Source organism: Rhodococcus sp. (in: high G+C Gram-positive bacteria) (assembly GCF_049591685.1).
GTDB lineage: Bacteria > Actinomycetota > Actinomycetes > Mycobacteriales > Mycobacteriaceae > Rhodococcoides.
The window spans coordinates 1-9,866 of record NZ_JBAWFH010000221.1 but is presented as its reverse complement, the minus strand read 5'-3'; the positions used below and the strand labels follow the sequence as shown (position 1 = coordinate 9,866).

The following is a 9,866-nucleotide window of genomic DNA, read 5'->3' as shown; positions in this document are numbered from 1 at the left end:
ACCCGGGAGTTCGATGGTGACGAAGTCAGTGCCGAGCGAGACGAGCGCACCGGCGTTCTGAAGGTCCGCAATGGCTTCACCGAGCTCGGCGTCTTCCAGCCGGACGAATTCAACGAGTTCCGTAGCGGCTAGGCCTCACCGAGGCCCGTCGTTTCAGTCGTAGACCTCGAAATCGGTTCGCCTGTGTACGATATCGTTGGCGATCGACGCGATGGACCTCGCTTGCGTGTACGCATGCGCGCGGAGGATGGCCGCTGCGTCGTCGACGGGCACGTCGAGGCGGACGGCGAGCATTCCGATCGCGGCGTGTACGTCGCCCCGGGCGAAGTGGTAGCGCCCCTCTGGTTCGGGATAGCCCGCCGCACGATCATTTCCCGCGTTCGTCTCGAGGTCGGTGAGCAATACAGGTCCGAGTGCGGTGGCGATGGCCCGGGCGGCGTCGAACTGGGAAGTGCTGAACGGCGCAGGCTCTGTGCGGTAGAGCTCGAGCACGCCGAGTGCAGCACCGTGCACGGTGATCGGGCAGGCAAGCAGGGTATGTACGTTCAACTCCTCGACAACCTCCGATGCGAACGTGGGCCATTTCGCGGTGGCAGCGGTATCGGCGAGGTCGAGCACGGTCCTTGGTTCGTTGGCTCGGAAGGCATCCAGACAAGGGCCCTCACCGATCGTGAACTGCAATTCGTCGATGCGCGTCGCGACAGAGTCCGTGGAGTACAACAGATCTCGGGCTCCGGCCTTGTCGGTAATGATGGAGACTGCCGCGCCGTCGACCCGGGCGGCGCCGACCACGGTGCGCGTCAAGGCGGTCGTTGCTGCCAGGTAGGGCTCGTCTTCGGGGATGTCGTCCCTGCGGTTGGGCACTGTGCGTCCTGTCTCGTGGAGTCGGAAGAATCGGCGCGGTGTCGGTTCACACGGTCGGTGGAGGCGAGTGACCGCTTGTCGAGGGCATCGATGCGACGAGTGACGCGGCCAGGTCGCTGAGCTTGACGTTGCGCTGCTGCGACTGCTCCGACAGGATTGCGAATGCCTGGTCGGCGTTGACGCCCCGGATGGCCATGATGATCCCCTTGGCCTGTTCGATGCCTGCGCGGCTCTTCATGGCGACGGTCAGCCCGTCGAACTCCTGTTCGGCGGATTGTGCGCGGCGTGAAAGCCATACCGCAGTCTCGATAGCGGTAACGAACAATCCGACGAGGGCTTCGTCGATGTCACCGAAACCGTGGGTGTCAGAGCTGTAGAAGTTGAGCGCGCCCAGGTGCTCGCCGTCGAGCATCAGTGGTGCGGAAAGGTAGCTCGCCGCGCCGATGCCGGCGACGTTGGCCGCGAAAGATGGCCAGCGATCGACGACATCGTCGACTCGCACGCGCACCATTTGGCGAGTCCTGGCTGCCTCGAGGCACGGGCCCTCGTCGGCGCGGTACTGGTCGGCGTCGATGTCGTTGACGCGTGAGTCCGTGGATGCAGCGGTCTCGGGATGGGCTTTGCCGACCTTCAGCACCGTGATGCCGACCATGTCGGCGCCCGGCACCGCGTTTCTCGCCTCCAGGCATATCGCCTGCAGCACGTCCGGGAGGGCGCGTCCGGCCAGCAACATGTCTTTGAGTTGATCGAAGGCGTTGGTGTAGTCGGTGATCTGGTCCGACAATGCGGACGTCGATACCTGCTGGTCCTCGGGTCCGCTCGTAGACGGGACGGAAGTGGTGTTCATGTTTGTGGCTCGCTGTCGGGTCGAATCCCCACGAGCCGATCGGCCGACGATGGGGCAAACAAGGAGGTGCACCCGGCACGTTCTCGACCAGTGCGTCAAAAGTACCCGATCCTCGGCTCGGTAGGTGATCGGAGTCTCCGCGTCCGTCGTAAGCCCGCGGCTTGAAGGGAATCTCACCCAGCCGCGATAGACACTGTTGCGTACCCGCCGGTAGAATCTACCGCGATGGTGACTCGGCCGGCCACGCTGCGCTCGGGTCGAAGTCTTGGACCCGAAGGACGAAGTGGACTCGAGCAATAGCAACGCCGGCGGGCAGACCGCAGGTGAAAAGTTCGACGACGAGCACTATCCCGCCTACAACATCGGCACAGCCGCACAGATGATCGGTGCGACGCCGGGCTTTCTGCGAACGCTCGACGAGGCGAATCTGATCGCTCCCCACCGATCCGAAGGTGGACATCGTCGGTACTCGAGGCACCAGCTGAGGATTGCATCGCGAGTCCGCGAACTCCTCGACCACGGCACCGCGCTGGACGCCGCGTGCAGAATCGTCGCTCTCGAAGACCAGCTGGCAGAGGCTCACAACGTGAACTCCGTTTTACGTGCATCTATCGGTCACGTCGGCAAGGGGCCGAGCGAAGGGGCGTAGTCGACCGACTCCCGTGTCGTTCGCCGGACTTCGAGCAAGACGAGGGCCCCGGTGCGCGAAGCACCGGGGCCCTGGGGGAATTACTTACCATCTATTTCCACTTGCCTGATGACACTGCGGTGTTCGCCCTTGGAGCTTGCCAATGCGGGCGAACTGACGATGCGCAACTCCTCCCTTCTTCCAATTTCCAATTACAACTGCTCGACGGCTCGTTTTCTCCTGCTGCCGCCGTCCTGCTCGCGGATAGTTCTTCCTCTTCCGCGCTGTCGATCTTCTCTGTGTACGACAGCCAATGTAATCAAGTCCCCGAAGAATGTCTAGTGCCGCGACGATAGATTTTCTCGAGGGCCAACAGCGGTGGTTTCGGACAAAATCGACTAGTGTTCTTGCGACGCGAACGTACGTACGGATCCGGAGCTTCGGAGTCCGACGGGAACGAAAGTTGGACGACACCTTTTATGACGACTCACGACCTTCCTACCGGCGGGACGTTGGAGATCTCAGTGGAAAGGATCGATGGCGTCGTGGTGCTGTCGGTCAAAGGCGAGCTCGATATGGTGAGCACGCCGTATCTGACCGAGGCCATCGATGTCGTCCTGGCGGAGGCCAGCCCGTCCGCAGTCATCGTCGACCTCACCGACGTGCCGTTCCTGGCATCGATCGGGATGACCGTTCTGGTCGAGACGCACCGCCGGGTATCCGAGTTCTCGGATTTCGCCGTCGTGGCTGCAGGCCCTACGACGGCAAGGCCGCTGACGCTGATGGGGCTGAACGAGACGTTCTCGATGTATACCGACAGGGATGCTGCGTTGGCCGCCGTGCGGCCTTGATCAACCAGCCTCCGCAACAACGTGTCCATCCGGTGAATGCGGGGTATGGCGAGAACATGAATCGATTACCAGCACCCAACGTCGTCAGTGCCGGTCCGGTCGAGCTCATCATGTCCGACGTGCCGGCCGAGGCCCGGCGTGCAGGTGCTCTCCGCCGGGCACTTGCCTCATGGTTGGAAATCACCGCGTTCGACCGCGCTCGCATCGTCGACATCGCACTCGCGGTGTACGAAGCGATGGCCAACACCGTCGAGCACGCCTATCGCAATGGCGCCGCCGGAACGATGACGGTGCGGGCCGTTTACTCCGACGTAGAACGGACGCTGAACATCGAGGTGGTCGACGTCGGGCACTGGCAGACGCCCACCGTCGACCCCCTCCGGGGCAACGGTCTGACACTCATCTCTGCGTTGAGTCATGCGTCGAATGTCGAACACACCGACTCCGGGACGAGGGTGACGATGAGCTGGGGCGTCGAAACGTCCAGCGCGCTGATGACCGACATCGCCGGTCGCTCCACCCGTTGAGGCTTCGTTGACGGACGATCTTCGGGCGCAGCAGTCCATGACTCCGCAGATCGAGACCGGTCAGGGCCGTCCGATCGAGGTGAACGAGCGATCCGGCGTACTCGAGCCCACGAACCTTCGCCGCTTCGACGCCCGATGGTTCACCCCTGCGCCCGAGGTTCGCGACGCCGTCGACGCCTACTGGAGCGTCGAGTGGGATCTGCCGCCGGGCCAGAGCGTCGTGCAGCAGATCTTGGAGTTTCCGGCGGTAACGTTGAGTTTCGAGTCCGGTTGCGTTCCAGCGCCACTGATGCTCACGGGCGCTCAGCGACGCGCGTGGTCGAGGACGATCACGGGAACGGGCACGGTGTTCGCGCTACGACTCCGACCCGCCGGACTGGCGACGGTGTCGGACCTCGTCGCGACGGACCTCGATCGCGAGCAACCTGTCACTCCTGACCTCGATGCGCGCTTGATGGGGGTGATGGCGGAAATCGCCGCGGGAGAATCCACGGCAGACCGAGTCAGCCGGGCTGACAGGATCATCGGGGGCTTGTTACGCGTCCGTCCACCGACAGAGTCGCAGATCTTGGCGAACGCTGTGGTCGACGCGCTAGCGGGGGAAGTGGCACAACGGCCGGGTGCGTCGCTCGCGGAACAGATCGGGCGAAGTGAGCGGTCGATTCACCGCGCCCTGCGCGCGACGCTGGGTATGGGCCGAAAAGCGGTGGCGCGCCGAATCCGGTTGCAGGAAGTGGTCCGACGACTGTCGATGCCAGGAGCCGACGCGTCGGATATCGCCGCGGCACTGGGTTACGTCGACCAGGCGCACCTCATCCGTGACTTCAGTGGGGTCGCGGGTATGACGCCTGGTCGGTACGTCCGGCAGTTGCGGACGGTTCAGTCGCCCGAGGTGGAGCCGGCCCGACCCACGAGCGTCGGTTCTTCGGCGACGGGTCGCCGCGACCAGTAACCGGCGAGCAACGATCCGGACACGTTGTGCCACACCGAGAAGATCGCTGCCGGCAATGCCGCCGCCGGGGAGAAGTGGACGGTCGCGAGGCTGGCGGCGAGGCCGGAGTTCTGCATACCGACCTCGATGCTGACGGCTCGACGCCCCGCGGCGTCGATGCCGCACACCTTGCCGATTCCGTAGCCCGCGGCCAACCCCAGCGAATTGTGGAGGATTACGGCGACCACGATCAGCAACCCCGTCGACAGCAACGTGTCGGCACTGGCGGCGACGACGATGACGACCACCGCGGTGATGCCGGCGACCGAGATCAGCGGCAGGACGTCGAGCAATCGGTTCACTGTCGCGGGGAACAGAAGGCGAAGAACCACTCCCAGTACCACCGGGACCAACACGATCTGCATGATCGAGACGAACAGACCTCGCGCGTCGACCGGCAAGTACTCGCCGGCGAGCCAAAGCACGAGTAGCGGAGTGAGGACCGGTGCGAGGAGGGTCGACACCGAGGTCATCGCCACGGACAGCGCCGTATCGCCCTTGGCGAGGTAGACCATCACGTTCGACGCCGTGCCGCCCGGGGTCGAACCCACCAGGACCATGCCGGCCGTCAACGCCGCGGACAAGCCGAGCGCGGTGGCGATGCCCAGGCCCAACAGCGGCATCACGACGTACTGGGCCGTCACCCCGAGCATCAGCGCCCACGGCCGCTTCGCGACGACCGTGAAATCCGCGAGTTTCATGGTCATGCCCATGCCGAGCATGATGACGGCCAACAGCCAGGGAACAGCCGGAGTTCCGCCGCTGAAGGTATCGGGGAAAAGCAGGGCGATCGCACCCGCCACGACGACGATCACGGCGAACCATTTGCCGGTGAACGCGCTGACGGTTTGCAGTTGTGTCATGTGGCCTCCTGGAACCGGCACTGTTTCTACGCGGTGAGCCACACTACGGGACGAGATTCGGCTTCATGCCGATGTGCTTCGACGCCCGCCGCGGTACCGACGACCCATGGGCGAAAGCACCATCGACGACGGATCGCGCCGGGGAGACGGCGGGTGGCGATGGAGCTTGGAAGAACAGTGTCGCGCCGATCTACGGTCGCGCGCCGACGCCGAGCATCAAGCATTCCTGCGCGGCGAGCGTCGTGGTGTGTACGGGGAGTACGACCCGCCCGAGTTGTAGCGCGTGATGAGTTACGGAGCTATCAGGCAGATCGGGCCCAGGGGAGTCGCGGGATTGACGGTGACCGTGGCGATCGGCCCACCGGCAGAAGTCTGGTAAGCCATCAGCGAATGCTCGCCCGGCGCGGTGGGCGCCGGGCGAGGATCGCTGCAGCAGTGCATGTGGCAAGGACTGCAGAGAGTCGAACCAGCCCTAGGAGTTTCATGCCACTTGGTCGGTTCTGGAAAGGTGTGCGTTACAGCCCGCTGTTACCCGCCGTGAAGCATGGAAGAGGACTTGATGGTCAGACAGGTGATGTTGTTCGCGGTGGCCGGTATTGCCGTCGCTGTCTTGGCGGGCGGGGCAGGCGACCTGACGCTGATGATGGATACCGAAAAGATCTTCGGCGGAGGGTTGACACTTACGTCCACGTACGTTGGATTGCCGTGGGCTCACGTGCGTGCGGTGGCCGCGACGGGCGCGGTGGCCGGTGCGCTGATCGGAATAGCTCTGTACGGGTTCGGGATACGCATCACTGCTGTGTCACGCAGCCGACTCGGGAGGGTGACGGCCGCCGGCCTGGTTGGGGTTGTACTCGGACTGCTGCCCGCGCTGATCTATGTCGGCTCGGCGCTGGTGGGGCTCAACAGCGGTGAGAGTGTGGCATTCCCGCCATCGTTGTTGTTGATTCTGTACGGAGTGAGCGCTGTGCTCGCCTATGGTGCTGCTCTGTTTGCGATCTGGCTCGTACTGCGTGCATCCGCTGATGACTTCGTCGGGCGCACAATGCGGTGCACCGCGCTGCTACTGCCGGTCGGCACACTTGTGGCAACCGGTGCCGGGGTGGGCGCCGCATGGTTTTACGAATTCACTACGAGCGCCTATTGCGTATCCGTCGTGATTACTGTTGTTACACTTGCGATCTCACTGACGTTCGCTGCTTCGCGGTCGATGGCGCTCCGTCAGCGGGTGCCTGTGGCATGACCTTGGTCGTGTCAGTGGTTGTGGCGCTTGCCTGACCAGATCGACTCCTGCAGCTGGGTCAGAACAGCCCGCCCATGCCTTTGCCGATCAGCACGACGCCTATGACCAGGAGTAGCACGCTCATCACAGCGACATTATTGGCTTGCAACCATCCCTTCAGATCCGCGAGGGGCGCGGCCAACCTATCCGAGGCGAATTGATACGCGACGACGGGTGCCGCGACGGTCGAGGAGGCCAGTACCGTAAACACCGCGACGACGACGATGTTCTGATCGGCGTCGAAGCCGCCACTGCCGATGGTGATGCCTGCGCCGGCGCACATGAGTAGGTTCTTGGGGTTCACAGCGGCGAGTGCTAAGCCGACCGCGACGGCCTTGCCGGCCGTCATGTCGTCGATGGCCGTCATCCACTTGGGGGTCGCGTGCTCCTGCCCTCTGCTTCGCCACTGCCGGACGCCGACGAGGAGGAGCAGTACGCCGAGGGCGACCTTGATCCACGAGGAGGTGGTCGACGGCCCGTCGTCCGAGCCGTTCGCTGCGCCGCCGAGGAGTACGAATATCACTGTCACCAAAATGATTCCAACGATCCAACCTGCGGCGAATCCGAGACTGCTGCTCGCTGCGCGTTTGCCGAGAAGCATCAGGATCACGGCGATGATGGGTACAGGAGAAATGGCAACGCCGACGGCGAGTGGTAGTAGGTCACCGAGTACTGCTCCCATGGCGCTGCCTCTCAGTTGAATACGGTCAGGGTAGGGACGGACCGGTCGCAGGCCTTCATTCGTGCAGGGTGAGCGCCAACCGACGCTCCTTTCAGTCCGGTAGGCAGCGCATCTCGACGACGGTCAAACCCAGGGTGTCGAAGCGGGCGAGTACGCCGCGAAGATGCGTGTCGTCTGATACGGGCCCGTACAGCGCGGTGAACGCATGCTGCGCGGGCGAGACGGTGAACTCGGGGAACGCGGCCAACGCCCGGTCGGTCAGCTCCCCTTTGATGAGGAACTCGTAGCGCACCGGCGAGGAGCGCTTGAATGCATCCATCGGATTCCTCCCACACAGCGTGTAGCGAGACTGTCGCGCATAGCCACGCATCACGCTTCATCCGCTGCGAGTGAGCCGCACCGCTCTACAGCAGCCCGAGTTGTTGAGCGGCAGCGATCGCGTCCCGTCTGCTGCTGACGCCTAGTTTGCGGTAAATGCCGCGCAGGTGGGTCTTGACGGTATTGACCGAGACGAACTGATCCGCGGCGATCGCATCGGTTGTGCGGAAGGTGGGGAGCTCGCGCAGCAGATCCATCTCACGGGGGCTGAGGCGAACGGTCGAGAGCGAATCGCTGGGCCTGACCGCGTCCCGTACGACCTCTGCGAACGTGTTGAGGTTGCCGAACCGTCCACGATTCCGGTCGAGAGTCGCCCGAACTTCATCGTGCACGTACACGAACGGCAACAACAGCCCCTCTGGGGCGGCGAGTTTCAACGCTGCACACAGCGCGGAATAGGAGGCCGCGGTGTCGTCGGCCGCGGACGCGGTTTCCTCGAGCCACGCCCACAACAGGGTCAGCGAGTGCACCGGCGCGACGTTGCCGTGCAAGATCGGTGCCAACGTGGCGCGTGCCTTCGCGCGCTGTCTCCCGTAGCGCTGCACCATCGCTGCGGTGAGGACGCTTTCTGCGCAGTCACCTAACTTGTGGCGCACGTGGCCGGCGTAGGCGACCGCATCCGAGGTGTTCCCGGAGGCGAGGAACCTGTGTTGGATCTCGGGCGAGAACATGGCGCGCATGTGCGGGGCGAGCGGGTCACGGTCGGGGGTACAACGAGGGCGGATCAGGTCGGCGATCTCGTGACTGGTGCCGGTGGCCTGCGTCAGTCCGAGTACTATCCTCGCGATCTCGGCGAGCGGTGGTACCACCGAGTCGACGAGCGACTCCCATGGCAGCGCGTCGCCGTGTTCCGGGGATGCGTGTTCTCGACGCAGGGAGCGCGCGTGCGTTGCCAATGTCTGCGCCAGGTACACGGCTTCCGAGTTCGGGACGGCGTGCTCATCGGCGATTTCGAGCGCCGTCCTTGCCTCCTCGATCACCGACCCGAGCTCCCCGGTGAAAGCACGGAGGATGGTGGCTGCTGCCGCGCATTGCAATTCGAGCATGGGTGACCGCGCTGCCCAGGTGTGATCGCGCGCCTGCATCAGGTAGTCGTTCGCATGCCCGAGTCGACCACGGGTCAACTCGATAACGGTTTCCTGCAGCGCCACTGTGGCACTGAACTCGTAGCGGCCTGGGGCCCCCTGGTCGACGGGGAGGGCCTCCAGCTGGCGCAGTGCGGTTGTCATCGTGTCGCTGTTCGCGTGGCCCGATCGCAGTGTGAGCTGCGTGCGCAAAATGGCGGACAAGGCACGATCGATCGCAGATACCGTCGTACCCGCTTCGTCGATCGCAGCGAGGGTGGCTGCGGCGGGTGCGCGGTGACCATCGACCAGTTGCAGAGCGGCCACCACCAGACGTGTGGTCGTACGCGCTCGGACGACGAGTGGTGCGCGATCGAGCAAATCGAATGTTTCGGTGAAGCGATCTTCGCCCAAGATCAGCTCGACGCAAGCGGACTCGATGACGGCGTCGATCGTCGCGACATCCCTGCTGTCGATTGCACTGACGAGAGCCTCGAACGGTTGTCGTTGTTGTAAGAACCACAGAGCCAAGCGACGATGTACGCCGTGCGCTGTCCGGTCGCCCAGCCGTTCGGACTCTGCGCGCAGATACGCACGCATCATCGGGTGGTAGCTGTACACGGCTTCCCCGTCGACAATGGTCCGGGTCAGCAGGAAGTTGTCGTGCGCGAGTGCTTCCAATACGACGTGCGCCTGCCGTCGTCCGGTGAGATGTACTGCCAGAGATGCGCTGACCGCATCCGGAATGGCAGTCGCGACGAGGATGGCCGTAGTGGTCTCGGGAAGTGATGCGATGAATTCGTCCATGAGGTAGTCGGCGACGGCTCGGTCGGTTCCACCGACGCGGGACAGGGTTCCCATCGGATCGTCGCTACGCAGTGCGGTGAGA

Annotated in this window: 12 protein-coding genes; 6 read left to right on the top strand and 6 right to left on the bottom strand. The window is 64.0% G+C overall.

Annotated features, from left to right (window positions below):
* Positions 1-153 precede the first annotated feature (153 nt).
* Together WBQ44_RS09405 and WBQ44_RS09400 are read right to left on the bottom strand one after the other, a co-directional pair.
* Positions 154-864 carry a GAF and ANTAR domain-containing protein gene (locus WBQ44_RS09405; protein ID WP_495566437.1) on the bottom strand — a complete coding sequence of 237 codons (711 nt, stop codon included), beginning with the start codon at positions 862-864 and terminating at the stop codon, positions 154-156.
* A gap of 46 nt (positions 865-910) precedes the next feature.
* A complete protein-coding gene (locus WBQ44_RS09400; protein WP_495566436.1) occupies positions 911-1,711 on the bottom strand; it encodes an ANTAR domain-containing protein in 801 nt (266 codons plus the stop codon).
* Positions 1,712-1,994: 283 nt separating this feature from the next.
* Here WBQ44_RS09400 and WBQ44_RS09395 point away from each other — a divergent pair, with 283 nt between their 5' ends.
* The 4 genes from WBQ44_RS09395 to WBQ44_RS09380 all read left to right on the top strand — a co-directional run bounded on the left by WBQ44_RS09395 (position 1,995) and on the right by WBQ44_RS09380 (position 4,669).
* Positions 1,995-2,360: a helix-turn-helix domain-containing protein gene (locus WBQ44_RS09395; protein ID WP_495566435.1), complete on the top strand. Its 366-nt coding sequence runs from the start codon at positions 1,995-1,997 to the stop codon at positions 2,358-2,360.
* A gap of 458 nt (positions 2,361-2,818) precedes the next feature.
* Positions 2,819-3,190 carry an STAS domain-containing protein gene (locus WBQ44_RS09390; protein ID WP_495566434.1) on the top strand — a complete coding sequence of 124 codons (372 nt, stop codon included), beginning with the start codon at positions 2,819-2,821 and terminating at the stop codon, positions 3,188-3,190.
* Positions 3,191-3,246: 56 nt separating this feature from the next.
* A complete protein-coding gene (locus WBQ44_RS09385) occupies positions 3,247-3,717 on the top strand; it encodes an ATP-binding protein (protein ID WP_495566433.1) in 471 nt (156 codons plus the stop codon).
* A 7-nt stretch (positions 3,718-3,724) separates the two neighbouring features.
* A complete protein-coding gene (locus WBQ44_RS09380; protein ID WP_495566432.1) occupies positions 3,725-4,669 on the top strand; it encodes a helix-turn-helix domain-containing protein in 945 nt (314 codons plus the stop codon).
* Here the strand turns inward: WBQ44_RS09380 and WBQ44_RS09375 are convergent.
* On the bottom strand, positions 4,597-5,571 hold the full coding sequence (locus tag WBQ44_RS09375; protein WP_495566431.1) for a bile acid:sodium symporter family protein: 975 nt from the start codon (positions 5,569-5,571) through the stop codon (positions 4,597-4,599). The two genes, WBQ44_RS09380 and WBQ44_RS09375, sit on opposite strands and share 73 nt — an antisense overlap.
* A 106-nt stretch (positions 5,572-5,677) precedes the next feature.
* Between WBQ44_RS09375 and WBQ44_RS09370 the strand changes: the two genes are divergently transcribed.
* Positions 5,678-5,851, top strand: coding sequence for a hypothetical protein (locus WBQ44_RS09370; protein WP_495566430.1), 174 nt, complete (start codon positions 5,678-5,680; stop codon positions 5,849-5,851).
* Between the two features lie 279 nt (positions 5,852-6,130).
* Entirely contained in the window at positions 6,131-6,814 is a 684-nt protein-coding gene (locus tag WBQ44_RS09365; protein WP_495566429.1) for a hypothetical protein, read from the top strand.
* A 58-nt stretch (positions 6,815-6,872) separates the two neighbouring features.
* On the opposite strand, the gene WBQ44_RS09360 is transcribed toward WBQ44_RS09365, so the two are convergent.
* From WBQ44_RS09360 to WBQ44_RS09350, 3 genes are all read right to left on the bottom strand, one after another.
* Entirely contained in the window at positions 6,873-7,535 is a 663-nt protein-coding gene (locus WBQ44_RS09360; RefSeq protein WP_495566428.1) for a GAP family protein, read from the bottom strand.
* 91 nt (positions 7,536-7,626) lie between these two features.
* Positions 7,627-7,854: a DUF8691 family protein gene (locus WBQ44_RS09355; RefSeq protein ID WP_495566427.1), complete on the bottom strand. Its 228-nt coding sequence runs from the start codon at positions 7,852-7,854 to the stop codon at positions 7,627-7,629.
* An 85-nt stretch (positions 7,855-7,939) separates the two neighbouring features.
* Positions 7,940-9,866, bottom strand: a 1,927-nt coding sequence (locus WBQ44_RS09350; protein WP_495566426.1) for a helix-turn-helix transcriptional regulator, incomplete at its 5' end; no start/stop codon positions are given.

Bases quoted from the DNA above. Each gene is read 5' to 3' on its own strand.
- WBQ44_RS09400 (WP_495566436.1), bottom strand. From the start codon at position 1,711: ATGAACACCACTTCCGTCCCGTCTACGAGCGGACCCGAGGACCAGCAG.
- WBQ44_RS09390 (WP_495566434.1), top strand. From the start codon at position 2,819: ATGACGACTCACGACCTTCCTACCGGCGGGACGTTGGAGATCTCAGTG.
- WBQ44_RS09385 (WP_495566433.1), top strand. From the start codon at position 3,247: ATGAATCGATTACCAGCACCCAACGTCGTCAGTGCCGGTCCGGTCGAG.
- WBQ44_RS09375 (WP_495566431.1), bottom strand. From the start codon at position 5,571: ATGACACAACTGCAAACCGTCAGCGCGTTCACCGGCAAATGGTTCGCC.
- WBQ44_RS09370 (WP_495566430.1), top strand. From the start codon at position 5,678: ATGGGCGAAAGCACCATCGACGACGGATCGCGCCGGGGAGACGGCGGG.
- WBQ44_RS09365 (WP_495566429.1), top strand. From the start codon at position 6,131: ATGGTCAGACAGGTGATGTTGTTCGCGGTGGCCGGTATTGCCGTCGCT.
- WBQ44_RS09360 (WP_495566428.1), bottom strand. From the start codon at position 7,535: ATGGGAGCAGTACTCGGTGACCTACTACCACTCGCCGTCGGCGTTGCC.
- WBQ44_RS09355 (WP_495566427.1), bottom strand. From the start codon at position 7,854: ATGGATGCATTCAAGCGCTCCTCGCCGGTGCGCTACGAGTTCCTCATC.